Source organism: Micromonospora sp. RB23, from assembly GCF_053585025.1.
Genome location: NZ_CM132111.1, coordinates 6,167,256 through 6,190,521 on the forward strand (window position 1 = coordinate 6,167,256; position 23,266 = coordinate 6,190,521).

The following is a 23,266-nucleotide window of genomic DNA, read 5'->3' on the forward strand; positions in this document are numbered from 1 at the left end:
GCTGTGCGCGGCGCCCCGTTCTCGTACGTCGGATCAGGCGGTACGACGCTGGCGCAGCCAGAGCACCGGCCCGCTGACCAGGTAGCCGACCACGATCAGGGCGAACGTGAGCCGGACGTCGACGAGCGCGCCGAGGACCGGGGCGAGCCAGAGCCACGGCGGCAGCTTCACCAGGCGTGCGAGCTTGGCGTACGGGAAGCTGGACACCATCGCGAAGGCGAGCAGCGCCACGCCGGCCACGAGCACGAGGCCGGGCACCGGCAGACCGATCGCCACGGTCACGGCGAGCACGGCGGCGGCCATGGTGGTGGGGACGCCGCAGAAGAAGCGGCCGTCCTTCGGCGAGACGTTGAAGCGGGCCAGCCGGATCGCCGCGCACGCTGCCACCAGCGCGCAGGCGACCGCGGCCGCGGCCGTCGACACGGAACCGGCGAGCGAGGCGTAGACCACCACGGGCGCGGCGAGGCCGAACGAGCACATGTCGGCCAGCGAGTCCATCTGGGCGCCGAACGGGCTGGCGACGCCGAGCCGGCGCGCCAACGCGCCGTCCAGGCCGTCGAAGATGACGCAGGCGATCAGGCAGAGGGCGGCGATGCGCACCTCACCCTGCATGGCCAGGAAGATCGCCAGCATGCCGAGCATCAGGCTGGACAGGGTGCAGGCGTTGACCACGGCGAACTTCATCCGGCGGGCCATCGTGCGCTCGCCGGGAAGAAGGGGGATCGATCCGGCGGTGGCCTCGTCGGTGTGCGCCGTCGGCAGCGCCGGGCTGACCGGCATGACCGCCTCGATGCCGGCGGCGCGGGTGACGCCGGCAGGCCGGCTGAGCCGGTCCAGACCGTAGCGACGGCGCTGGCGGTCGGCGTACCGGTGCTCGGAGAGTGTCAGGTCGGTGGTCCGCAGGTCACCGTCGCGGCGGCCCACGCGGACCAGCAACACCTGCCGGGCGAACGTGCTGCTGCGGCGCAACCGGCCCGCCCAGCGACGCCCAGCGGGGCGCGGACTGTCGGTCGTACGACGCCGGCGCCATAGGGCTCTCGGCACGTTTCCTCCATCACCGGATCGGCTTGCCGCCCTCGGGGGGCGGGTGTCCGGCTGTCTCGTGCCGGACCTTGCGTGGCCCGGCAGCCGTTTTGGCGGAGTACACCATCGCATAGGGGAACAGGGCTTGGCGATAGCTGCCGGCGGTACTTATCTAGTGCAAACCGCTCGAACCGCCTTCTAATTCCCATCCCGGGCTTCATCGCCCGTTTCCTCCACCATTCCCGTCTCTGACTCTACCGGAGGGTAGCCAACTCGGCTCGCTGAGCCGGGCGCTATGCGCCCAGCTGTCCGATTGCCCAGGCAGCGATGCCGGTCAGCGGCAGGGCAGCGGTCTCGGCGGCGGTGAACCAGCCAGCCCGGGCGGTCGAGCCGCCGGCGGACTCGGTCACCACGGCGTCGGTGGGAGCGTCCACCAGCACCCGATAGACCACCCGGACGCCGTGCCAGTCCAGTGGACGGCCCTCCGGGCCGAGCGCGGCCGGATTGTGCAGGTTGTCCACGCCGAGCAACTCCACCACACGGCCCACCTGACCGCCCTCCTCCACCAGTTCCCGGAGCAGCCCGGTGGTCGGCTGCTCGCCGTGATCGGTGCCCCCGCCCGGCAGGTGCCACTTGCCGGCCCCGGGATAGCCGTCGGCGATCTGGGTCAGCAGGATCCGCCCCGCCGAGTCGGTGACCAGCCCGTACGCCCCGAAGCGCAACCGGCGATCCGGATGCGACGGCGCGGGCGGCTCGGCGGGCGGGTACACGTCGGCGGAAAGCGGGACGGCGGGCAGACCGAGCAGTTCGGCGCTGAAGGGCGTCAATGGCAACGCGCTCGCCTCGTCGGTGCCGACCCACCGGGTCTCGACACCACTGCCGGTGACCTCCGGCACACCGTCGGGTACGGCCACGTCGAACAGCAACCGGTCGGTGTGCACCGAGACACCGCCGCCCGCGTCGGCGTTCGCGTCCGCGACGACAGCGCGCAGCCGACCCACCGACGCGGTCAACCCGGTCTGCGCGGAGAACGCGCGCACCACGGCCCGCTCCGGGTGCTCAGCGTGCTGGAGAAGCCCGCCGGGCAGAGACCAGACCCGCGCCCCATCCTCCCGAACAACCAGAAAGCGCCCCAGATCCCCCAACAACCCATAGGAACCAACCAGCCGCACCAAGCTCACCCGACCCACGCCTACCACTCCCCCACTCCCCGCCCCCCGCACCAACCCGGTGATCATGAAGTTATCGCCGTCCATCTCGGCGTGTCCTGACAATAACTTCATGATCAACGCGATGCACGGCGTCCGGGGGCCGGGAGGGGGCAGGGGGGTCAGGTTAGTTGGGCTGCTTGGACCGCTTCGGCGGTCACCTCGGTCAGGCGGTCGGCTCCGAGGGCGCCCAGTTCCTCGCGGGCGAACCAGCGGGCCTCGCAGGTCGAGCCGCCGACGTCGCCGATGATCAGTGGGTTGGGCTGGTCGACCACCACCCGGTAGAAGGCGCGTACGCCGTGCCAGTCGATCGGGTAACCCTCCGGACCGAGCGAAGCGGCGTCGCGGTGGCTCGCCACACCGAGCAGCTCGACGAGGCGGCCGGCCTGGCCGGTCTCCTCGACCAGCTCCCGGATGAGCGCCGCGCCGGGCTGCTCGCCGTAGTCGGTGCCGCCGCCGGGCAGGTGCCAGCAGCCGGCGCCCGGGTAGCCGTCGGAGATGCGGGTGAGCAGCACCCGACCGGCCGGGTCGGTGCACACCGCGTACGCGGCGAAGCGCTGCGCCCGGTGCAGCCCGTCCGGGCCGGGGACCGCGTAGAAGGAGGGGAACTCCGGGGCCTCCTCGGGCACCACGTCGGCCGAGGAGGCGGGGAGACCGAGGGCGCGGGCGGTGAACGAGCGCAGCGGCAACTGACGCGCCTCGTCCAGCGTGTACCACCGGGCGAGGTCGGTGGGGCGTTCGCCGGCCCGGTCGGCCAGGGTGCCGCCGCGCACCCCCACCCGGTAGATCAGGCGATCGGTGTGGATCGTGATGCCGCGCTCGGGCAGCGCCCGCATGTCGGCCAGCACGTCGGCCAGGCCCGAGACGGCGACCGAGAGGCCCGTCTCGGCGGCGGTTTCGCGGACCACCGTGTGGTGGGGGTCCTCGCCGTGGTCGACCGCCCCGCCGGGCAGGGACCACGTGCCGGGTGTGCCGGAGCGCTCCGATGCGCGGACCAGCAACACTCGGCCGTCCGAATCAGCACAAACTGCGTATGCCGCGATCCTGCGGAGCGGCTCCAGCATGGTGGTCACGGGTCCAAATTCTCCCCGGGCCGCGTTACCGGAACGGAAAAGAGTCGGATTCCTGACTCCTGGCTTCCCGCTCAGGGATCGATCAGGGTAGGGATCCGGGCGGTCACCGAGGGCAGGCCGCGCGTCGGCGCGGACCGTGGAGGCATGACACCTACCGCCGCTCCCCAGGCCCCGTACAAGCAGCTCCGGCGACCCACCACCGACCGCATGGTGGCGGGGGTCGCCAGTGGCCTCGGCCGCTACTTCGACGTCGACCCCACACTGGTCCGCGTGGCCTTCGCGGTCGCCGGCCTGCTCACCGGCGGCCTCGCGCTGCTCGCGTACCCGATCATGTGGTTCCTGATGCCCGAGGAGCCCACCGGCGCGCCCGCCTGGCCGCACCCGGCGGGCGTCGCGCCGACCGCCGGGTCCGCGCCCGGCGGCCCACCGCCGGGGTACGCCCCGACGCCGCCCTACCCGCCGACGACCCCGCCGGCCGCGTGAGACCGGCTCACTCCCACTCGATGGTGCCCGGCGGCTTGCTGGTCACGTCCAGCACCACACGGTTGACCTCGGCGACCTCGTTGGTGATCCGGGTGGAGACCCGGGCGACGACCTCGTAGGGCAGCCGGGACCAGTCGGCGGTCATCGCGTCCTCGCTGGAGACCGGGCGCAGCACCACGGGATGCCCGTAGCTGCGCCCGTCACCCTGCACCCCGACGCTGCGTACGTCGGCGAGCAGCACCACGGGGAACTGCCAGACGCCCCGGTCCAGGCCGGCGGCCGTCAGCTCCTCGCGGGCGATCAGGTCGGCCTGACGCAGCAGGTCGAGGCGCTCCCGGTCGACGGCGCCGATGATCCGGATGGCCAGACCGGGGCCGGGGAACGGGTGCCGCCAGACCATCGCCTCGGGCAGGCCGAGCTGGAGGCCGAGCGCCCGGACCTCGTCCTTGAAGAGCGTGCGCAGCGGCTCGACGAGCGCGAACTTCAGGTCCTCCGGCAGGCCGCCGACGTTGTGGTGACTCTTGATGTTGGCGGTGCCGGTGCCGCCGCCGGATTCGACCACGTCCGGGTAGAGGGTGCCCTGGACGAGGAACTCCACATCACCGTGCGAGGCGATCTCGCGGGCGGCGGCCTCGAAGACCCGGATGAACTCCCGGCCGATGATCTTGCGCTTCTGCTCGGGGTCGGTCACCCCGGCGAGCGCGCCGAGGAACCTCTCCGCCGCGTCGACCACCTTGAGCTTGATGCCGGTCGCGGCGACGTAGTCCTTCTCGACCTGCTCGGCCTCACCGGCGCGCAGCAGACCGTGGTCGACGAAGACACAGGTGAGCTGGTCACCGACCGCCCGGTGCACCAGCGCGGCGGCGACCGCCGAGTCCACCCCGCCGGAGAGGCCGCAGATGACCTCCTTGTCGCCCACCTGCGCCCGGATCCGGGCGACCTGCTCGTCGATGATGTTCTCGGGCGTCCAGGTCGGCTCGATGCCGGCGATGTCGTACAGGAAGCGGGTCAGCATCTCCTGGCCGTGCGCCGTGTGCCCGACCTCCGGGTGGAACTGCACGCCGGCCCGACGGCCGACGGTGTCCTCGAAGGCCGCCACGGGCGCGCCCGCCGACTCGGCGGTCACCGTGAAGCCCTCGGGGGCCTCCGTGACGCAGTCGCCGTGGCTCATCCAGACCGGCAGGTCCGCCGGCAGGTCGCGCAGCAGCACGCCCGGCTCCGTGAGGCGCGGACGCAGCGGGGTGCCGCCGTACTCACGGTTGCCCGTCCGCGCGACGGTGCCGCCGAGCGCCTGGGCCATCGCCTGGAAGCCGTAACAGATGCCGAAGACCGGCACGTCGGCCGTGAACAGGCCGGCGTCGACCTGCGGGGCGTCCGGCGCGTACACGCTGGCCGGACCGCCGGAGAGGATGATCGCCGCCGGGTTCTTCGCCAGCATCTCGGCGACCGGCATGGAGTGCGGCACGATCTCGGAGTAGACCTTCGCCTCGCGGACCCGGCGCGCGATGAGCTGGGCGTACTGGGCTCCGAAGTCCACCACGAGGACGGGGCGAGGCAGGCTCATGTGCACGAAGCCTACCGACAGTCACCGCCGACCCGAGCCGCGCCCCACAGACTCGGCGCGCCGGCCGCACCGGTGGCGATACAACCCAATATGTCCGGTCGGGTGGCGACGGCGTTTCGCGTCCCGATACGGTCGGCGACAATCCCCGTACTCACGGACGGAGGCGTGCCGATGGCCGAGCTGACCATCCGAGCGTTCCGTTCCGAGGACGGCGACGCGCTGTCGGCCCTGGTCGTCCGCTGCCTACGCGAGGTGAACAGCCGCGACTACCCGGCCGAGACGATCGACCGGATGTGCGACCACTTCACCGCCGACCGGTTCCGCGAACTCGCCGTCGAACGGCGGATCTACGTCGCCGAGCAGGACGGACGCCCGGTCGGCACGGTGTCCCGCGACGGCAACAAGGTCTACACGATGTTCGTCGACCCGGACGCGCACGGCCACGGCATCGGCCGCCGGCTGATGCGGCACGTCGAGGAGCTGGCCCGGGCCGAGGGGCACACGTTCATGGAGACCGGCGCCAGCCACACCGGGCACGGCTTCTACCAGCGGATCGGCTACACCGACGTGCGCGTCAGCGACACCGCCTTCGGCGTCAACCACATCCTGCGACGACCCCTGTCAGGGTCGTAGGGCGGCCGGGGCGTCCGCGGGCACCGCCGGCCCGCGCGGGGGTACGGGCGGCAGCCGTCGGTACGGATCACCGAGCGGGGGCCGGGGGTCCTCGTCGCCCCTGTTGGGCCAGAAGGACATCGCCCGTTCCGCCTGCGCGGTGATCGTCAGCGACGGGTTGACCCCGAGGTTGGCGGAGACCGCCGCGCCGTCGACCACGTGCAGCCCCGGATGGCCGTACACCCGGTGCCAGGGGTCGATCACCCCGTCCGCCGACGTGGCGCCGATCACCGCCCCGCCCAGGATGTGCGCGGTGACCGGGATGTCGAACGGCTCGGTGAGCGAGCCCCCCGGCGTACCGCCGATCTCCTCGGCGAGCAGTCGGGTGGCGGTGTTGCCGGCCGGGATCCACGTCGGGCTCGGGGTGCCGTGACCCGGCCCCGCGACCAGGCGGCGGCCCCACGGACCGCGCCGCCAGAGGGTGGTCAACGAGTTGTCCACCGACTGCATCACCAGGGCGATGACCGTACGCTCCGACCAGCCGCGCACGGTCAGCATGCGGGCGGCCAGGCCCGGCTGCCGGACGATGCTGCCCAGCCAGCGCCGGACCCGGTGCGGCCCGCCGTCGACCAGCAGCGACTGGAGCAGGCCCATGGCGTTGGAGCCGCGGCCGTAGCGGACCGGCTCGATGTGGGTCTGCGGATCGGGGTGGAACGAACTGGTGATCGCCACCCCCTCGGTGAAGTCGGTCCGCTGCTGCCGGGCCCGTCGCCGAGGGATAGACGCGCCGAGGATCGCCTCGGAGTTGGTCCGGGTCAGCGCGCCCAGCCGGTCCGACAGGCGCGGTAGCGCCCCGGTGGCCTTCATCTCGTGCAGCAGCCGCTGGGTGCCGAGCGCTCCGGCCGCGAAGACCACCTGGTCGGCGTGGATGACCTGCCGCCGTCGCCGCAACCACGCCCCGGTGCGCTCGGTGTGCACCTCGTACCCGCCGCCGGCCACCGGTCGGACGGCGGTCACCGTGGTCAGCGGGTGCACGGTGGCGCCCAGCCGCTCGGCGAGCCAGAGATAGTTCTTGGCCAGCGTGTTCTTGGCGCCGTGCCGGCAGCCGGTCATGCACGAGCCGCAGTGCAGGCAGCCGGTGCGCTCCGGACCGACGCCACCGAAGTAGGGGTCGGCGACGCGTTCACCGGGACGGCCGATGTGCACGCCGACCGGGGTGGCGTGGAAGGTGTGACCGACCCCCATCCGGTCGGCCACCGCCCGCATGGCGCGGTCCGCGCCCGTGTGAACGGGGTACGTGGTGACGCCGAGCATCCGTTTCGCCTGGTCGTAGTGGCGTGCCAACTCGTCACGCCAGTCCGTGACGTCGCACCACTGTGGATCCGTGTAGAAGGCGTCCAGCGGCTCGTAGAGGGTGTTCGCGTAGACCAGTGACCCGCCGCCCACCCCTGCCCCGGAGAGCACCAGCACGCCGCCGGACCGGCCGGCGGCCGACCGGAGCAGGGTGAGCCGCTGGATGCCGTAGCAGCCCAGCTTCGGTGCCCACAGGAACCGGCGCAGCCGCCACGAGGTCTGCGGGAACTCGTCGTCGGCGAAGCGGCGGCCGGCCTCGACGACACCGACCGAATAGCCCTTCTCGGCGAGCCGCAGCGCGGTGACGCCGCCGCCGAAGCCGGACCCGATGACGACCACCTCGTACCGCATGGACGCATCATTACTCGCGAGTAGCGCTCGCGCCAGCGCCCGTTTTCGCGCGATCATGCACCGGCCAACCGACCCGTCGCCTCCCGGCCGCAACCCGGAGCACCCGTCGGAGCGTTGTTCCGGATACGGGTGGAAGGAAACACACACGATGATCCTGGGGTCGATGGAGCCGCGCCGACGCTGGCTGCTGCTCGGGCTCGCGGCGCTCGCCGTCCTCGCGTTGGTCGTCGGCGGAGCGACGGTGATCACCCGGCTCAGCGGCGACGACAAGCCCGCCGGCACGCCGCTGGCCGGCTCGCCGAGCCCGTCGCCGGCCGCCACACCCACCCCCAGCCCGACCGGTCCGCCGCCGGGCGCGAACATCAAGGGTCCGCTGACGCTGCTGCTGGTCGGCGTGGACACCCGGGTCAGCGTGCCGGGCTGGGAGCCGCACTCCGACGCCGTCCTGGTGCTGCACGTGCCGAAGGGCCTCGGCCGGGCGTACCTCTTCTCGCTCCCCCGCGACCTGCTGGTGGACATCCCGCCGTTCCCCAAGGCCGGCTACAAGGGGGGCAAGACCAAGCTCACCCACTCGATGAGCTTCGGCAGCCGGGTGCCGGGCAAGCCCAAGCAGCCGAGCACGGCCCAGGGGTACGAGCTGCTGCGCAGCACGGTGAGCGGCTACACCGGACTGCGGATCGACGCGGGCGCCGTGCTCACCTTCGGCGGGTTCGACAAGCTGGTGAACGCCCTCGGCGGGGTGGACATCTACGTCGACCAGCGGGTCGCGTCCCTGCACCGCAAGCCGGACGGCAAGTACCGGGACAGCGCGCCCGGCGGCTACACCGGACCGCAGAAGGTCTACGAGAAGGGCGAACAGCACCTCAACGGGTGGCAGGCGCTGGACTACGCCCGACAGCGCTACATCACCGGCGGCGACTACGCCCGCCAGCGTCACCAGCAGCAGCTCGTCAAGGCCCTGACCCGCAAGATCCTCGACGAGGGCCTGGCCCGGCAGCCCGAGCGCGTCGACCAGGTGGTCGCCGCCCTGGGCAACACCCTGGTGTACGTGGGCGGCGACCGGATCGTCGACCTGGCGTACGCCCTCAGCGGGGTGCCGGAGAACCAGTTCACCCTGGTCGGGCTGCCCGGCTCGGGAGTCGGCAAGGGCAGCGCCTACCGGGGCGAACAGCTCACCACCCAGGGGCGGACGTTCATCACCGAACTCCGGGCCGGTCGCGCCGAGGCGTACCTGAAGGCCCACCCCAACCTGGTCGTCAAGAAGTGACCCCCGGCCCCCGCCCGCCCTGTTCCGCGGGCGGGGGCGCGGGTGGGGTCAGAGCTTCTTGGGTTGGGCGGGCTTCTTGGTGCCGTACAGCCACGCGTCGAAGAGAGCGTCGAGCTGCTTGCCGGAGATCCGCTCGGCGAGGGCCACGAACTCGGCGGTGCTGGCGGTGCCGTTGCGCTTCTCCGCCGCCCAGGTCTTGACGATCTCGAAGAACGCCTTGTCGCCGACGGCCACCCTCAGCGCGTGCAGGGTCATGCCGCCGCGCTGGTAGACCGACTCGCTGAACAGGTCCTTCACGCCCGGCTTGCCCGGCGGGGTCTTCCACACCGTCGCGGGCACCCGCTGGTACCGGATGTCGAAGGCCTGCTTGGCGGTGTACTCCTTGGTGTGCTCCGCCCAGAGCCACTCCGCGTACGTCGCGAAGCCCTCGTTGAGCCAGATGTCCTCCCACTTGGCCAGCGCCACGCTGTCGCCGAACCACTGGTGGGCCAGCTCGTGGGCGACCACCTCGGTGTTCTCGCCCCGCCGGAAGAAACCGGCCGAGTAGACCGGGCGGCTCTGCGTCTCCAACGCGTACCCGATCCGGCTGTCCGAGACCACCACACCGCCGTACGCGTCGAACGGGTACGGCCCGAAGACGGTCTCCAGGTAGTCGGCCACCTTGACGGTCTGCGCGATCGACGCGTCGGAGGCGCCCTTGGCCACCTTGGTGGTGACCGCGCTGTAGACCGGCTTCCCCTTGTGCTGGCCCGTGGTGATCCGGAACTTGCCGATCACCACGTTGCTCAGGTAGCTGGCCATCGGCGACTTCTCCGACCACTTCCAGGTGGTCCAGCCGTCCGTGGTGGTGCTGCCACCCGGCACACCGTTGCTGACGGCGGTCAGACCCTTCGGCACGGTGATCTCGAAGTCGTACGCGGCCTTGTCCGACGGGTGGTCGTTGACCGGGAACCAGGTGCTCGCCGACTCGGGCTGACCCAGCGCGATGGCGCCGTCGGCGGTGTGCAGGAACCCGCCCTCGCCGAGCAGCTCGTTCTTCAGCGGCTTCGGCACACCCTCGTAGGCGATCTCCACCACGAACCCGTTGCCCGTGATGAGGCCGGCCGCCGGCTTGATGACCAGCTCGTTCTTGTTCCGGGTGTGGGTGGCCGGCGTGGCGTCCACAGTGACCGTCTTGACGGTCAGACCCGCCAGGTCGAGGTTGAAGGTCGACAGGTCCGCGGTCGCCGTGGCCTGCACGGTGGTCGTACCCGTCAACCGGTCCTTCGCCGGGTCGTAGCGCACCTTGACGGTGTACTTCCCGACGTCGTACCCGCCGTTGCCGTAGCTGGGGAAGTACGCGTCGCCGGCCCCGGCCGCCCCGGCCGTGAAGGCCCGCGACGGCGTCGGGGACGCGCTCGGCGACGGTGCCGCCGCCTCCGGAGTGGACGAGTCGCACCCCGACAACACGAGCGCCCCGGTCACCAGTAGACCGACGCCCACCCGCAGCCTGTGCCGCGTACCCCGCATCACGAACCTCCCCGTACGGCCGGTGCGGGATGGCTCCGCCGCCCCGCGCGACCGGCGCTCCTGCCCGATCGCAGGCGGCAGCCTATCGACCGATGATCACGGCGTCGTCACGGCAGGGTCGGGGCCGCTCCGCCGACCAGCCAGGCGTCGAGGAGGGGTCGGAGCGGCCGGTCGGCCACCCGTTCGGCCAGCGCCACGAAGTCGGCGGTGGTGCCGTTTCCGGTCGCCCGCTCGGACGTCCAGGTGCGCAGGATGCGGAAGAAGGTGTCGTCGCCGACCGTCCGGCGCAGCGCGTGCACGGCGAGCGCGCCGCGCTTGTAGACGGCGGTGCCGAACATCCGCTCCCGGCCCGGCTCGACCGACGGTTCCGACCAGTCGGTCGACGCGTACTGCAGTTCGAAGTTGCGCTGCGCGGTCCGGCCGCCGTCGTGCTCCTCCCACAGCCACTCGGCGTAACTGGCGAAGCCCTCGTTCAGCCAGATGTCGCTCCACCTGCGCAGGGACACGCTGTCGCCGAACCACTGGTGGGCCAGCTCGTGCGCCACCACCCCCGGGTTGGGACGGTCGCCGGTGAAGAAGGCGGGCCCGTAGACCGGCCGGGACTGCGTCTCCAACGCGTACCCGATCCGCTCATCGGCGACCACGATCCCGCCGTACGAGTCGAAGGGGTACGGGCCGAAGCGGCTGGCCAGGAAGTCGACGATCTCCCCGGTACGGGCCACCGAGCGGGCCGCGCCGCCGTTCGCCGGCAGGCTCGCCGCGACCGCGGTGACCATCGGCCTGCCGGCGTGGGTGCCGGTGACCACCCGGTAGTCGCCGATCACGAGGGTGCTGAGGTAACTGGCCATCGGGGTGCGCTCCGACCAACGCCAGGTCGTCCACCCGTCGGCGCTGCTCCGCGGACCGGGGACCCCGTTGCTCAACGCGGACAGTCCGTCCGGGACGGTCACCGCGATGTCGTAGCTGGCCTTGTCCGACGGATGGTCGTTGACCGGGAACCAGGTGGCCGCCGACTCGGGCTGGCCGAGGGCGACGGCCCCGTCGGCGGTGTGCAGGAAACCGCCGCTGCCCAGCACGCCGTCGTCGACGGGGGTGGGCACTCCCGCGTAGTCGACGGTCACCGTGAACGACCGGCCGCGCGCGAGCCCGTCGTGCGGGGTCACCACCAGCTCCCCGTCGTCGCGTCGGTGCTGGGCACGCTTGCCGGCGACGGTGACCTCGCCCACGGTCAGGCCGACCAGGTCCAGGTTGAACCGGGACAGGTCCTGGGTGGCGGTCGCCGTGATGGTGGCCCGACCGGTGAGCCGGTCGGTCCTCGGGTCGTAGCGGACGTCCAGCCCGTAGTGCGTGGCGTCGTAGCCGCCGTTGCCACGGCCCGGCACGTACGGGTCACCGGCATCCGTCGCACCGGGCCGGAAGCCGTCGTCGTCGCCCGTGCAGCCGGTCGCGGTCAGCGCGACGGCGCAGCTCAGAGCCGTGAGAGTGGCGGCCAGCCGGCGGCGCGGCGGAGTCAGTCCGCTCAGGACCATGCACCACTCCTTCCGCGCCACCCGGGGTCAGGACCGAGCGTAGCCACCGATACGCCGACGGATGCCCGAATCGACGGCGAGGGCCTCGGCGGTGACGGCGAAGGGCCGGCCCCGCACGGCGGCGGAGTCGGCCCCTCAGCGAAGTGAGCGGTCAGCGGTCGAGGACCAGACCGACCTTCTGGAACTCCTTGAGGTCGCGGTAGCCGCACTTGGCCATCGCCCGACGCAGACCACCGAACAGGTTCAGCTGACCGTCGGCCTCGTCCGCCGGGCCGAAGAGCAGCTGCTCCATCGAGCCGAGTGGCTCACCGGACACCTCGAAGGCGCCGCGCGGCAGCGACGGGTGGCTGGCCGCCGAGTGCCACCAGGCGCCACCGGCAGGCGCCTCGTCGCAGAGCGACAGCGGCTCGCCGAGCATCACCGCGTCCGCGCCGCAGCCAAGGGCCTTGGCGATGTCACCGGAGGTCTGGATGTCACCGTCGGCGATCAGGTGCACGTACCGGCCACCGGTCTCGTCGAGGTAGTCCCGACGGGCCGCGGCGGCGTCCGCGATGGCGGTGGCCATCGGCACCCGGATGCCCAGCACCGACTCGGTCGTCGACCACTCGTCGCCGCCGATGCCCACGATCACGCCGGCCGCGCCGGTCCGCATGAGGTGCAGCGCCGTCTTGTAGTCGGTGCAACCGCCCACGATGACCGGCAGGTCGAGGTCGGCGATGAACTCCTTGAGGTTCAGCGGCTCGTCGGTCGTCGACACGTGCTCGGCCGAGACGATGGTGCCCTGGATGACGAGGATGTCCACCCCGGCGTCCAGGATCACCGGCGCGAGCGCGAGGGTGTGCTGCGGGGAGACCCGCACCGCCACCGTGCCACCACCGGCGCGCAGCTCACTCACCCGCTCGGCGATCAGGTCGGGGCGGATCGGCTCCGCGTACACCTCCTGGAGCCGCTTGGTGGCGCGGGCGTCCTCGTCGAGACCGGCCAGCTCCTCCAGCACCTTCGTCGGGTTCTCGTAGCGCGTCCACAGCCCCTCGACGTTGAGCACGCCGAGGCCGCCGAGCTGACCGAGCCGGACCGCCGAGGACGGGCTCATCGTCGCGTCCGAGGGGTGCCCGACGCAGGGGATGCCGAACGGGTACGCGTCGAGCTGCCACGCGGTCGACACGTCGTCGACGTCCCGGGTCCGGCGGCTCGGCACGATGGCGATGTCGTCCAGGTGGTAGCCGCGCTGCGCGGTCTTGCCCAGCCCGATCTCGACCACGTCACGCATGGGGGACTCCAGATTGTTGGGGGATGGTCAGCGGGAGTGGTAGTTGGGCGCCTCGACGGTCATCTGGATGTCGTGCGGGTGGCTCTCCTTGAGCCCGGCCGCGGTGATCCGGATCAGCTGGCCACGCCGGTGCAGCTCGGGGATGCTCTCCGCGCCGACGTACCCCATGGCGGCCCGCAGCCCGCCGATGAGCTGGTGGGCGACCGCGGACAGCGGGCCCCGGTAGGGCACCTGGCCCTCGACGCCCTCGGGGACCAGCTTGTCCTCGGCGAGCACGTCCTGCTGGAAGTACCGGTCCTTCGAGTACGACTTGGCCTGCCCCCGGGACTGCATCGCGCCGAGCGAGCCCATCCCGCGGTACGCCTTGTACTGCTTGCCGTTGATGAAGATCAGCTCGCCGGGGCTCTCCTCGCAGCCGGCCAGCAGGCTGCCGAGCATCACGGTGTCGGCACCGGCGACCAGCGCCTTCGCGATGTCGCCCGAGTACTGGATGCCACCGTCGCCGATCACCGGCACGCCGGCCGGGCGGGCGGCACGGGCCGCCTCCATGATCGCGGTGATCTGCGGGACGCCGACACCGGCGACGATCCGGGTCGTACAGATCGCGCCCGGGCCCACACCCACCTTGATGCCGTCGGCGCCGGCCTCGACCAGCGCGTTCGCGCCGGCGTACGTGGCCACGTTGCCGCCCACGATGTCGATCGTGACGTCCTTCTTGAGCCGGCGGACCATGTCGAGCACCGCCCGCTGGTGCCCGTGCGCCGTGTCCACGATCAGCACGTCGACGCCCGCGTCGACGAGCGTGCGCGCCCGCTTGTACGAATCCTCGCCGACACCGACGGCGGCAGCCACCCGCAGCCGGCCCGCGTCGTCCTTGGTGGCGTTCGGGTACTGCTCGCTCTTGGTGAAGTCCTTCACGGTGATCAGCCCGCGCAGGCGGCCCGAGTCGTCCACGATCGGCAGCTTCTCGACCTTGTGCCGGCGCAGCAGCGCCAGCGCCTCGTCCTTGCTCACCCCCACCTGAGCGGTGACCAGCGGCGTCCGGGTCATGATGTCGCGGACCGGGGTGTCCGGCTCGGAGACGAAGCGCATGTCGCGGTTGGTGACGATGCCGACCAGTTGGCCGTTGCCGTCCACCACCGGGACGCCCGAGATGCGGTACCGACCGCACAACTCGTCGACCTCGCGCAACGTGTCGTCGGGGCTGGCGGTCACCGGGTTGGTGATCATGCCGGACTCGGAGCGCTTGACCAGATCGACCTGGAGCGCCTGGTCCTCCACCGACAGGTTGCGGTGCAGCACGCCGATGCCACCCTGGCGGGCCATGGCGATCGCCATCCGCGCCTCGGTGACCGTGTCCATCGCGCTGGACAGCAGCGGGACGGTCAGTTCGACGTTGCGGGTGAGCTTCGTCCGGGTGTTGACCCGGCTGGGCACGACGTCCGACTCGCCCGGCTGGAGCAGCACGTCGTCGAAGGTGAGCCCGAGCGGAACGACCCGGGCCGAGCCGGCGGGCAGCTCGGGCAGGTGGCCGCCCAGGTCGGCGTGCTCGACGCCGACCGGAAGATCAGTACTGGGCGAATTTTCCACGATTGCTCCCCTGAGCTGCTCGGATGGGCTTCAGCGAGGTGGCGCGGGCGGGCACCGGAACACGGCACGGTGCCGGCACGTCGACCCATCGTACCCAGTGACCTGCGCGACCTGGATCGGCGGCGGCCGCCTCGGCGCGGTGCCGGGGGCGGACGTCCGCGCCGCGTTGGGTCTACGGTGAGGGGGTGCACGACGAGCCCATCGACCCGTTCAACGGCGACCCGGCCGACCCGACCGCCGGGCTGGACGATCCGGGCGACGACACGTCGCCGGATCCGCTGACCGACGTCGAGCGGCAGGACGTGCTGGAGGACCTCGCCGACCTGGAGATCTACCAGGCCCTGCTGGCACCCATCGGGGTCCGCGGGCTGGTCATCGAATGCGAGGACTGCCGGGAACCGCACTACTTCGACTGGGACCTGCTGCGGGGCAACCTGCGGCACCTGCTCAACTCGGGGCGGCCCCGCGTGCACGAGCCGGCGTACGACCCGGATCCGGACCACTACGTGACCTGGGACTACGCCCGTGGGTACGCCGACGGGGTGCACGACACCCTGACCGAGGGCACCGAGGACGAGCCGGGCGCCGCCACCACCGCCGACTGAACGTCCCGCGGTCCGGGGCACCTCGGCCCACTCAAGATCGTGCTCAAACACGGAGGTAGTGGCCTCGCCGCGCAGGCAGACCACTACTTCCAGGCTCAAGCACGATCAAGGACGAGGCGGCGCGGCGGGGCGCGGCGCGGCGTTCAGGAGACCAGACCGGCTCGGAAGCCGGCGGCGACCGCGTGGGCGCGGTCCCGGGCGCCGAGCTTGCGGAACAACCGTCGCGCGTGTGTCTTGACGGTGTCCTCCGAGACGAACAGTTCCCGGCCGATCTCCGCGTTGCTCTTGCCCTCGGCCATGCCCAGAAGCACCTGGAGTTCCCGTTCGGTGAGCCCGATCGACGAGCGGCCGCCACGGGCGCCCGGGCCGGGCCGGCCGGCGTCGGACTGCCCGGTGGCGGTCCCGTCGGCCGCCGACTCGACCTCGTCGTCACCCCGCTGCACCGGCACCGACGCCACGCCCGCCGGCCCGTCGCCGGTCGCGGCGGTCCAGCCGGGCTCGGCGGCCCCGCGTACCGACGGCGCGGAGCGGCCCGAGCCACCGACCGCCGCCGCGTCCCGGGCCGGGTCGGTGACCCGCTGCCGGGAGGCCCGGCCGGGCGCGGTCAGCAGGAGCAGAGCCTTGGCGACCGCACTGGTGAGGTCGTGGTCGGCGTTCTGGATCAGGCCGCGGGCGCCGGCGCTGATGGTGGCGGCTGCCGCCTCGGACTCCTCGGCGCCGAGCAGCACGACCGCGGCCTGTGGCGCGCGGGCCAGCACCCGGCGGACGAAGCCCGCGCTGTCCGGCCGGGTGAGGGCCGTGTCGGCCAGGACCACGTCGGCCGGTCGTTCGGCGAGTCGCAGCATCACCTCGGGATCGGAGACGGCGGTACGAACGATCGCGGACAAACCCAGCCGTGCGGCAGCGGAAGTGAGGTGCTGAGCCGCGAGCGGTGTCCGAACGCACACAAGAACGGTACGCACTGTGATGGTCTCCTCTCCGCACACGAGCAGACCATGACGACGTCGGCTGGGGAGGAGGTTCCCGGCAATCATCTGAACTTTTCCGACAGATGGGGCAAAAGCCGCAAGTTGCCAGGCGTTTTGGATCACAGACGTGTGAGCCGGCAACGACCCGGGTACCGGGGGGTCCAGGCCGGGAACGGTGCGCCTGCGCGGCCCGCCGCCCGGAAGCCGGCCACAAGCATTCTCGCGGTGCCGCGCGGGAGGAGGGGTGCTGATGTCGAACGTACGTAGACTGCCCGGACCCATCGTCGACCTCTGGGACTGGCAGCGGCTCGGTGCCTGCCGAGGCCGGGACAGCGCTCAGTTCTTTCACCCGGACGGGGAGCGCGGATCCTCGCGGCTGCGGCGGGAGTCCTCGGCCAAGTCGGTCTGCCGCGCCTGCCCGGTCCGCGCCGAGTGCGCCGCACACGCGCTGTCGGTCCGCGAGCCGTACGGCGTGTGGGGCGGCTTCAGCGAGTCCGAGCGGCTGCGCCTACTCGCCGTCGGCTGGGAGGACCTGGCGGACCGCCGGCAGATCCGGGTCGACGTGGCCCGGCTGGAGGCCCGCCTGGGCCGCCCGCACAAGTCGACGGTCCCGGCCCAGCGCAACGTGGCCTGACCCGACACAACACCCCGACACCGCGAACCGCGCCCCCGCCCAGCGGGAGCGCGGTTCCCGCGTACCCCACCCACCCCGACCTGGCCCACCCCGGCCTGCCCCCGGTGATCATGAAGTTATCGCCACGCGCACGGCGTGTCGCGGGCGATAACTTCATGATCACCGGGGCTGGGGACGGCCGGGTGGGGTGGGAGTTAGCGGACGTTGACAGTCACGGTGTGCCATCCCGTCGCGCCGTCCGGGGCGACGCTCTGGGTGCGCTCGGTCTGGGTCTCGCCGGTCGCGTCCGTTGCCCGGACCTGGAGACGGTGCTCGCCGGGCGTGGCGTCCCAGCGCCAGGACCACTGGACCCAGGTGTCCACGGACACCGTCGGAGCCAGCTCCGCCTCCTGCCAGGGGCCGTCGTCGACGCGTACCTCGACCCGACCGATGCCCCGGTGCTGCGCCCAGGCCACACCTGCCACCGTCACCGGCCCCGCGGTCAGCCGGTTGCGCCGTCGTGGCGCGTCGATCCGCGACTGGGTCTTGATGGGCCCCTGGGCGGACCAACCGCGCGGCACCCAGTACGCGTCGAAGTCGGCGAAGCGCGTCAGCTCCAGCTCGGTCACCCACTTGCAGGCCGACACGTAGCCGTAGAGACCGGGGACCACCATCCGTACCGGGAAGCCGTGCTGGACCGGCAGCGGCTCGCCGTTCATGCCGATCGCCAGCAGCGCGTCCCGCCCGTCGCGCAGGGCGGCGGTGGGCGTGCCGCAGGTCCAGCCGTCGACCGACCGGCCGACGACCTGGTCGGCGTCCTCGTCCGGCTGGACCTCGTCCAGCAGTTCCCGCAGCGGTACGCCGAGCCAGCGCGCGTTGCCGATCAGGTCCCCACCGACCTCGTTGGAGACGCAGGCGAGCGTCACGTACCGCTCGACCAGCGGCCGCGCCACCAGGTCCGCGTAGGTGTAGGTGCGCTCGGTACCCACCCGGCCGTGGATGCGCAGCCGCCAGGTGTCCGGGTTCACCTGCGGCACCACCAGGGCGGTGTCGATCCGGTAGAACCCCGAGTTCGGGGTGACGTACGGCGCCAGCTGGGCCAGCGACAGGTCCGCGCCCGGCGGCACGGCGGGTGCGGGTACGGCCGGCGCGGGCAACCGGATCGCGTCCCGGGCGGCCGAGACGCCCCGCCGCCCGGCCAGCCAACGCCCGCCGAGGCCGGCGACGGCCGCGGTACCGAGCAGCACCCCGGTGCCGGTGAGGAACCGCCGGCGCGACTCCGGGTCCACGCCCTCGACGGGCGCGGCCGGCGTCACCGGGATCGGCGGCCCCGCCGGCGACACCGGCGGCTCGCCAGCACCGGCCGACAAGCCACCAGGAGCGGAAGGCGCACCACCAGGAGCGGAAGGCGCGCCGCCGGGAGCGGCCGGCGACAGCGGCGCGGGTGGGTCCCACGGCCAGGGGTCCAGCTCGAAGGGGCCGGCGATGAACAGCCAGAGCACCAGGGCGCCCAGTCCGCCGCCGACCAGCGACGGCAGCGCGTCGAAGACGTCCGCGCCGGAACGGGTCAGCGCGGCGGCCACACCGACCACGCCGAACGCCGCGATACCGGCCAGGCCCAGGGCCAGCCGGCGGATCGCCAGCATTCCGAGCAGGGCCGCGAACCCGCCCAGCAGCAGGGCCGTTCCGGTCAGCAGCGCGATCTTGTCGGCGGTGCCGAAGACGTCGATGGCGAACTGTTTGAGCGGCTCGGGAACGGCATCGACGACCACCCCGCCGACCGCGACCAGTGGCGCCGACCGGGGACCGGTCAGCACCGCCACCGGCTCCGCGATGCCGATAGCGACGGCGGCGGCGGTGACTCCGGCCAGCGCGGCGTACCGCCGTGACGTCGTGCTCATCGGCCCAGTGTGCGCGATCATCTCGGCCGGTCGCCAACGACGTCAGCGGTTGGTAATGATCGCCCAGACGAACCGGGGCACACCGCCGTACGGCGGTGTGCCCCGGAACGGGTGTCGCTACCGGCTCAGAAGCCCGGGCCGTGCTGGTGGCCGTGGCCGTGGCCGTGCCCGCCAGCGGCGGCCGGCTCGGGCTGCTCCGGCTTGTCCACCACGAGGCTCTCCGTGGTGAGCAGCAGGCCGGCGATCGACGCGGCGTTGGTGACGGCGTTGCGGGTCACCTTCACCGGGTCGATGATGCCGGACTTGACCAGGTCGCCGTACTCGCCGGTGGCCGCGTCGAGGCCGTTGCCCCACGACATGCCGGCGACCTTCTGGGTGACGACGTAGCCGTCGTGGCCGGCGTTCTGCGCGATCCAGCGCAGCGGCTCGATCAGCGCCTTGCGCACGATCGAGACGCCGACCTTCTCCTCGCCGGTGAAGCCCAGGTCGTCGTCGAGCACGGGGAGGATCTGCACCAGGGCGGCGCCGCCGCCGGGCACGGTGCCCTCCTCGACCGCGGCCTTGGTCGCCGCGATGGCGTCCTCGATGCGGTGCTTGCGCTCCTTCATCTCGACCTCGGTCGCCGCACCCACCTTGATCACGGCGATGCCACCGGAGAGCTTGGCCAGCCGCTCGGCCAGCTTCTCCCGGTCCCAGTCGGAGTCGGAGGCCTCGATCTCCTTGCGGATCTGGGCCACCCGGTCGTCGACCTCGGTCTTCTGGCCGCCGCCGTCGACGATCGTGGTGTTCTCCTTGTCGACCACGACGCGCCGGGCGGTGCCGAGCACCTCCAGGCCGACCTGGTCGAGCTTGTAGCCCAGCTCCGGGGCGACCAGCTCGGCGCCGGTGGAGATCGCGATGTCCTGGAGCATGGCCTTGCGACGGTCACCGAAGCCCGGGGCCTTGACCGCGCAGACCTTGAGGGTCTTGCGCAGCGAGTTGACCACCAGGGTGGAGAGCGCCTGGCCGTCCACGTCCTCGGCGATGATCAGCAGGGGCTTGCTGTTCTGCAGGACCTTCTCCAGCAGCGGCAGCAGCTCCTCGATCGCCGAGATCTTCTGGGTGGTGACCAGGATGTACGCGTCCTCGAGGACGGACTCCTGACCCTCCAGGTCGGTGACGAAGTTCGGGGAGATGAAGCCCTTGTCGAACTGGAGACCCTCGGTCACGTCCAGCTCGGTGGTGAGCATCGAGCCCTCCTCGACGGTGATGACACCGTCGCGGCCGACCCGCTCCATCGCCTCGGCGATCAGCTCGCCGATGGTGGCGTCCTGCGCGGAGATCGTCGCCACGTTCGCGATCGACTCCTTGCCGGCGACCTCGACGGCCCGGCCGAGCAGCGCCTCGGAGACCTTGGCGGCCGCCGCGTCGATGCCCCGCTTGAGGCCGGCCGGGTTGCTTCCGGCGGTCACGTTGCGCAGGCCCTCACGGACCATCGCCTGCGCCAGCACGGTCGCGGTGGTGGTCCCGTCGCCGGCGACGTCGTTGGTCTTGGTCGCCACCTCCTTGACCAGCTGCGCGCCGAGGTTCTCGTAGGGGTTGGTGAGCTCGATCTCCTTCGCGATGGTCACGCCATCGTTGGTGATCGTCGGCGCACCGAACTTCTTGTCCAGGACGACGTTGCGCCCGCGCGGGCCGAGGGTGACCTTGACCGCGTCAGCGAGGGCGTTGACACCGTGCTCCAGCAGGTGTCGGGCGTCGTCCGAGAAGCTGAGGATCTTCGCCATGAATGTCCCTTCGAAGCGCCGCTGCCCCGGCCCGGCGAGCCGGACCGGGGCAGCGACACTGATCGGTTGCTTACTTCTCGATGACCGCGAGGACGTCGCGGGCGGAGAGCACCAGGTACTCCTCGCCGGCGTACTTGACCTCGGTGCCGCCGTACTTCGAGTAGAGGACGGTGTCGCCGACCTGCACGTCAACCGGGACCCGGTTGCCGTTGTCGTCGACGCGCCCCGGACCGACAGCGAGGACGGTGCCCTCCTGCGGCTTCTCCTTGGCGGTGTCGGGGATCACGATGCCCGACGCCGTGGTGGTCTCAGCCTCGTTCGCCTGGACCACGATGCGGTCCTCGAGCGGCTTGATCGCAACCTTGGTCGCGGTAGTCACGGGCATACCCTCCTGGGGTACTGGTTTCGTTGCCGGCCAGCGGGGCTGACCAGCGTCAATCTGCCTCATGCCACCGGGCGGGACCGTCGTCGCGGGTGCCGGTCCGCCTGGCGTGCGCACCCGGGTCGCTAGACCCGGAAGCTGGCACCCTCAGGGTGAGAGTGCTAATCGCAGGTTATTCCGTGGCTAGCACTCCGTCAAGGAGAGTGCCAGCGCGTCGCGCCCCGCCAGCGGTATTTTCAGCTCGGCCGGGAGAATGGGCAGGTGGATCTCGATCAGTTGGCGGCACTGCGTACCCCCGAGGGGTCGGCCGCCCTCACGGCGGCGGCCGAGCTGGCCGGCGGCGATCCACTGGCCGCGGCGTCGGCGTTACGCGCGGCCGGGGTGCCTCCGACGCTGGCGGCGGCGGCCCTCACCCAGGCCGAGCTGCGCCACCGGGCGGAGGGCAAGTTCGGCCCGGCCGCCGCCGGGATGTTCCTGACCCGCGCCGGCCTGGAGCAGGCGACCCGCCGGGTGGTCGCCGACCGGCGGGCCGCCCGGCTGCGCGCGGCCGGCGTGCGCACCCTGGCCGATCTCGGGTGCGGCCTCGGCGCGGACGCGCTGGCCGCCGCCCGCGCCGGCATCCGGGTGTACGGGGTGGAGGCGGACCCGGTCACCGCCGCGATGGCCGCCGCCAACGCCGCCGCCGCCGGACTGGCCGACCTGTTCACGGTCGAGCGCGGCGACGCGACGACGTTCGACGTGTCCCGGGTGGACGCCGTCTTCTGCGACCCGGCCCGGCGGGCCACCGGCACCGGACGACGGATCTTCGACCCGCGTGCCTACTCGCCGCCGTGGGACTTCGTGACCGGCCTGGCGGAGCGGGTGCCGCGCACGGTGGTGAAGGTGGCGCCGGGCCTGGATCACGCGCTCATCCCGGCCGGAGCGGAGGCGGAGTGGGTCGGCGTGGACGGCGACCTGGTCGAGGCCGCGCTCTGGTGCGGCGAACTGGCCGAGGTGCCCCGCCGCGCCAGCGTGTACCGGCAGGAGATCCACCAGCTCACCGGCTCGGGCGACACGGAGGCGCCGGTCGGACCCCCGCGCCGCTACCTGTACGACCCGGACCCGGCGGTGGTCCGCGCGCACCTCGTTGCCGAGCTGGCCACGGAGCTGGACGCCAGCCTGGCTGACCCGAGCATCGCGTACCTCTACGCCGACCAACCGATCCGCACCCCGTACGCGCGCTGCCTGGAGATCACCGACGTGCTGCCGTTCTCGCTCAAGCGTCTGCGGGCGTTGCTGCGCGAGCGTCGGGTGGGCCGGGTGGAGATCCTCAAGCGGGGTTCGGCGCTGACGCCGGAGCAGCTGCGGCGGGACCTGCGGCTGGCCGGCGACCAGGCGGCGAGCCTGGTGCTGACCCGGGTGGCGGGAGCGCCGACCGTGCTGATCGGCCAGCCTGCGGTCTAGGGCGTGTGTCAAAGCCCTCGGTCGAGCCGAGGCGGAGTCCAGGCGGCGATCCGGCAAGGCGGAGATCGGCTCGGATACCGGTGTTGTATCCGGGCCAATCTCCAACGCAGCCGGGCGTCGTCTGGGCCCGCCGCAGGCCGGCCAGGGGCTTTGACACATGCCCTAGGTTCGGGGCGTGGCGGGACAGGGCACTCCGGCAACGGCGTTACTGGCCAAGCGCGGGATCGCGTATCGCACCCACCCGTACCGGGTGGCACCGGACGCCCCGAACTACGGCGCCCTGGTGGCGGCGGCGCTCGGCGTGGCTCCGGAGCGGGTCTTCAAGTCGCTGGTGACCGAGGTGGACGGCGCTCTCACCGTGGCGGTCGTACCGGTGACCGGTGAGCTGGACCTCAAGGCGCTCGCGGCGGCGGTCGGCGGCAAGCGGGCGGCGCTCGCCGACCGGACGGTAGCCGAACGGGCGACCGGCTACGTGCGGGGCGGGATCAGCCCGCTCGGGCAGCGCCGGCTCCTGCCCACCGTGCTCGACGACTCCGCGCTGGACCTGCCGACGATCTACGTCTCCGCTGGTCGTCGCGGGCTGCAACTCGAACTGGCGGCGGCGGATCTGGTGGCGCTCACCGCGGCCCGTACCGCGCCGTTGCAGGCCCGCTGACCTGTCGTTACATCCCCCTTTTCGTGGGATGTTCGGCGAGTAACAGTCGCGTTGCTGAATTGTTATCGCTTCCAACAAACTTGGGACCTGCGTGGTCTTGT

General features: G+C 72.1%; 20 protein-coding genes. 7 read left to right on the forward strand and 13 right to left on the reverse strand.

Features of this window, described 5'->3' with window-relative positions:
- Nucleotides 1-33: 33 nt before the first annotated feature.
- From ACTFTM_RS28080 to ACTFTM_RS28090, 3 genes are all read right to left on the reverse strand, one after another.
- A complete protein-coding gene (locus ACTFTM_RS28080; protein WP_449566756.1) occupies nucleotides 34-969 on the reverse strand; it encodes a CDP-alcohol phosphatidyltransferase family protein in 936 nt (311 codons plus the stop codon).
- A gap of 347 nt (nucleotides 970-1,316) precedes the next feature.
- Nucleotides 1,317-2,261 (reverse strand): NUDIX hydrolase, encoded by a 945-nt coding sequence (locus ACTFTM_RS28085; protein WP_449566757.1) that lies wholly within the window; start codon nucleotides 2,259-2,261, stop codon nucleotides 1,317-1,319.
- A gap of 92 nt (nucleotides 2,262-2,353) precedes the next feature.
- Nucleotides 2,354-3,304: an NUDIX hydrolase gene (locus ACTFTM_RS28090; RefSeq protein ID WP_449563379.1), complete on the reverse strand. Its 951-nt coding sequence runs from the start codon at nucleotides 3,302-3,304 to the stop codon at nucleotides 2,354-2,356.
- Between the two features lie 144 nt (nucleotides 3,305-3,448).
- On the opposite strand from ACTFTM_RS28090, the gene ACTFTM_RS28095 reads away from it, so the two are divergent.
- Nucleotides 3,449-3,787, forward strand: coding sequence for a PspC domain-containing protein (locus ACTFTM_RS28095; RefSeq protein ID WP_449563380.1), 339 nt, complete (start codon nucleotides 3,449-3,451; stop codon nucleotides 3,785-3,787).
- Nucleotides 3,788-3,794: 7 nt separating this feature from the next.
- Here ACTFTM_RS28095 and guaA read toward each other — a convergent pair whose 3' ends face one another.
- Nucleotides 3,795-5,351, reverse strand: a complete 1,557-nt coding sequence (guaA, locus tag ACTFTM_RS28100) for a glutamine-hydrolyzing GMP synthase (RefSeq protein WP_449563381.1) — start codon at nucleotides 5,349-5,351, stop codon at nucleotides 3,795-3,797.
- A 171-nt stretch (nucleotides 5,352-5,522) separates the two neighbouring features.
- On the opposite strand from guaA, the gene ACTFTM_RS28105 reads away from it, so the two are divergent.
- Nucleotides 5,523-5,984 (forward strand): GNAT family N-acetyltransferase, encoded by a 462-nt coding sequence (locus ACTFTM_RS28105; RefSeq protein ID WP_449563382.1) that lies wholly within the window; start codon nucleotides 5,523-5,525, stop codon nucleotides 5,982-5,984.
- Here ACTFTM_RS28105 and ACTFTM_RS28110 read toward each other — a convergent pair.
- Nucleotides 5,973-7,667: an FAD-dependent oxidoreductase gene (locus tag ACTFTM_RS28110; protein ID WP_449563383.1), complete on the reverse strand. Its 1,695-nt coding sequence runs from the start codon at nucleotides 7,665-7,667 to the stop codon at nucleotides 5,973-5,975. The genes ACTFTM_RS28105 and ACTFTM_RS28110 overlap by 12 nt on opposite strands.
- 163 nt (nucleotides 7,668-7,830) lie before the next feature.
- Here ACTFTM_RS28110 and ACTFTM_RS28115 point away from each other — a divergent pair, with 163 nt between their 5' ends.
- Nucleotides 7,831-8,934: an LCP family protein gene (locus ACTFTM_RS28115; RefSeq protein WP_449563384.1), complete on the forward strand. Its 1,104-nt coding sequence runs from the start codon at nucleotides 7,831-7,833 to the stop codon at nucleotides 8,932-8,934.
- A gap of 48 nt (nucleotides 8,935-8,982) precedes the next feature.
- On the opposite strand, the gene ACTFTM_RS28120 is transcribed toward ACTFTM_RS28115, so the two are convergent.
- From ACTFTM_RS28120 to guaB, 4 genes are all read right to left on the reverse strand, one after another.
- Complete coding sequence (locus ACTFTM_RS28120; RefSeq protein WP_449563385.1) at nucleotides 8,983-10,443, reverse strand: M1 family metallopeptidase; 1,461 nt, start codon at nucleotides 10,441-10,443, stop codon at nucleotides 8,983-8,985.
- Between the two features lie 107 nt (nucleotides 10,444-10,550).
- On the reverse strand, nucleotides 10,551-11,972 hold the full coding sequence (locus ACTFTM_RS28125; RefSeq protein WP_449563386.1) for a M1 family metallopeptidase: 1,422 nt from the start codon (nucleotides 11,970-11,972) through the stop codon (nucleotides 10,551-10,553).
- A 151-nt stretch (nucleotides 11,973-12,123) separates the two neighbouring features.
- Nucleotides 12,124-13,242: a GuaB3 family IMP dehydrogenase-related protein gene (locus ACTFTM_RS28130; protein WP_449563387.1), complete on the reverse strand. Its 1,119-nt coding sequence runs from the start codon at nucleotides 13,240-13,242 to the stop codon at nucleotides 12,124-12,126.
- A 27-nt stretch (nucleotides 13,243-13,269) separates the two neighbouring features.
- A complete protein-coding gene (gene guaB / locus ACTFTM_RS28135) occupies nucleotides 13,270-14,832 on the reverse strand; it encodes an IMP dehydrogenase (RefSeq protein WP_449563388.1) in 1,563 nt (520 codons plus the stop codon).
- A gap of 185 nt (nucleotides 14,833-15,017) precedes the next feature.
- On the opposite strand from guaB, the gene ACTFTM_RS28140 reads away from it, so the two are divergent.
- Nucleotides 15,018-15,437: a DUF5319 domain-containing protein gene (locus ACTFTM_RS28140; RefSeq protein ID WP_449563389.1), complete on the forward strand. Its 420-nt coding sequence runs from the start codon at nucleotides 15,018-15,020 to the stop codon at nucleotides 15,435-15,437.
- Between the two features lie 143 nt (nucleotides 15,438-15,580).
- Here the strand turns inward: ACTFTM_RS28140 and ACTFTM_RS28145 are convergent, their stop codons facing one another.
- Entirely contained in the window at nucleotides 15,581-16,399 is an 819-nt protein-coding gene (locus ACTFTM_RS28145; RefSeq protein ID WP_449563390.1) for a response regulator transcription factor, read from the reverse strand.
- Nucleotides 16,400-16,655: 256 nt separating this feature from the next.
- On the opposite strand from ACTFTM_RS28145, the gene ACTFTM_RS28150 reads away from it, so the two are divergent.
- Complete coding sequence (locus ACTFTM_RS28150; protein WP_357126320.1) at nucleotides 16,656-17,039, forward strand: WhiB family transcriptional regulator; 384 nt, start codon at nucleotides 16,656-16,658, stop codon at nucleotides 17,037-17,039.
- Nucleotides 17,040-17,233: 194 nt separating this feature from the next.
- Here ACTFTM_RS28150 and ACTFTM_RS28155 read toward each other — a convergent pair whose 3' ends face one another.
- From ACTFTM_RS28155 to groES, 3 genes are all read right to left on the reverse strand, one after another.
- Nucleotides 17,234-18,919: a molybdopterin-dependent oxidoreductase gene (locus ACTFTM_RS28155; protein WP_449563391.1), complete on the reverse strand. Its 1,686-nt coding sequence runs from the start codon at nucleotides 18,917-18,919 to the stop codon at nucleotides 17,234-17,236.
- Between the two features lie 125 nt (nucleotides 18,920-19,044).
- The gene (gene groL / locus ACTFTM_RS28160; RefSeq protein WP_449563392.1) at nucleotides 19,045-20,685 is read right to left on the reverse strand and encodes a chaperonin GroEL; all 1,641 of its coding nucleotides are present in this window, start codon (nucleotides 20,683-20,685) and stop codon (nucleotides 19,045-19,047) included.
- Between the two features lie 70 nt (nucleotides 20,686-20,755).
- Nucleotides 20,756-21,070, reverse strand: coding sequence for a co-chaperone GroES (groES, locus tag ACTFTM_RS28165; RefSeq protein WP_030330046.1), 315 nt, complete (start codon nucleotides 21,068-21,070; stop codon nucleotides 20,756-20,758).
- 258 nt (nucleotides 21,071-21,328) lie between these two features.
- On the opposite strand from groES, the gene ACTFTM_RS28170 reads away from it, so the two are divergent.
- Together ACTFTM_RS28170 and ybaK are read left to right on the forward strand one after the other, a co-directional pair.
- A complete protein-coding gene (locus ACTFTM_RS28170; RefSeq protein WP_449563393.1) occupies nucleotides 21,329-22,510 on the forward strand; it encodes a THUMP-like domain-containing protein in 1,182 nt (393 codons plus the stop codon).
- Nucleotides 22,511-22,685: 175 nt separating this feature from the next.
- Nucleotides 22,686-23,165, forward strand: a complete 480-nt coding sequence (gene ybaK, locus ACTFTM_RS28175; RefSeq protein WP_449563394.1) for a Cys-tRNA(Pro) deacylase — start codon at nucleotides 22,686-22,688, stop codon at nucleotides 23,163-23,165.
- The last annotated feature ends 101 nt before the right edge of the window (nucleotides 23,166-23,266 follow it).

Bases quoted from the DNA above. Each gene is read 5' to 3' on its own strand.
- ACTFTM_RS28085 (WP_449566757.1), bottom strand. From the start codon at position 2,261: ATGATCACCGGGTTGGTGCGGGGGGCGGGGAGTGGGGGAGTGGTAGGC.
- ACTFTM_RS28095 (WP_449563380.1), top strand. From the start codon at position 3,449: ATGACACCTACCGCCGCTCCCCAGGCCCCGTACAAGCAGCTCCGGCGA.
- guaA (WP_449563381.1), bottom strand. From the start codon at position 5,351: ATGAGCCTGCCTCGCCCCGTCCTCGTGGTGGACTTCGGAGCCCAGTAC.
- ACTFTM_RS28105 (WP_449563382.1), top strand. From the start codon at position 5,523: ATGGCCGAGCTGACCATCCGAGCGTTCCGTTCCGAGGACGGCGACGCG.
- ACTFTM_RS28110 (WP_449563383.1), bottom strand. From the start codon at position 7,667: ATGCGGTACGAGGTGGTCGTCATCGGGTCCGGCTTCGGCGGCGGCGTC.
- ACTFTM_RS28115 (WP_449563384.1), top strand. From the start codon at position 7,831: ATGGAGCCGCGCCGACGCTGGCTGCTGCTCGGGCTCGCGGCGCTCGCC.
- ACTFTM_RS28120 (WP_449563385.1), bottom strand. From the start codon at position 10,443: ATGCGGGGTACGCGGCACAGGCTGCGGGTGGGCGTCGGTCTACTGGTG.
- ACTFTM_RS28125 (WP_449563386.1), bottom strand. From the start codon at position 11,972: ATGGTCCTGAGCGGACTGACTCCGCCGCGCCGCCGGCTGGCCGCCACT.
- ACTFTM_RS28130 (WP_449563387.1), bottom strand. From the start codon at position 13,242: ATGCGTGACGTGGTCGAGATCGGGCTGGGCAAGACCGCGCAGCGCGGC.
- ACTFTM_RS28150 (WP_357126320.1), top strand. From the start codon at position 16,656: ATGTCGAACGTACGTAGACTGCCCGGACCCATCGTCGACCTCTGGGAC.
- ACTFTM_RS28155 (WP_449563391.1), bottom strand. From the start codon at position 18,919: ATGAGCACGACGTCACGGCGGTACGCCGCGCTGGCCGGAGTCACCGCC.
- groL (WP_449563392.1), bottom strand. From the start codon at position 20,685: ATGGCGAAGATCCTCAGCTTCTCGGACGACGCCCGACACCTGCTGGAG.
- groES (WP_030330046.1), bottom strand. From the start codon at position 21,070: ATGCCCGTGACTACCGCGACCAAGGTTGCGATCAAGCCGCTCGAGGAC.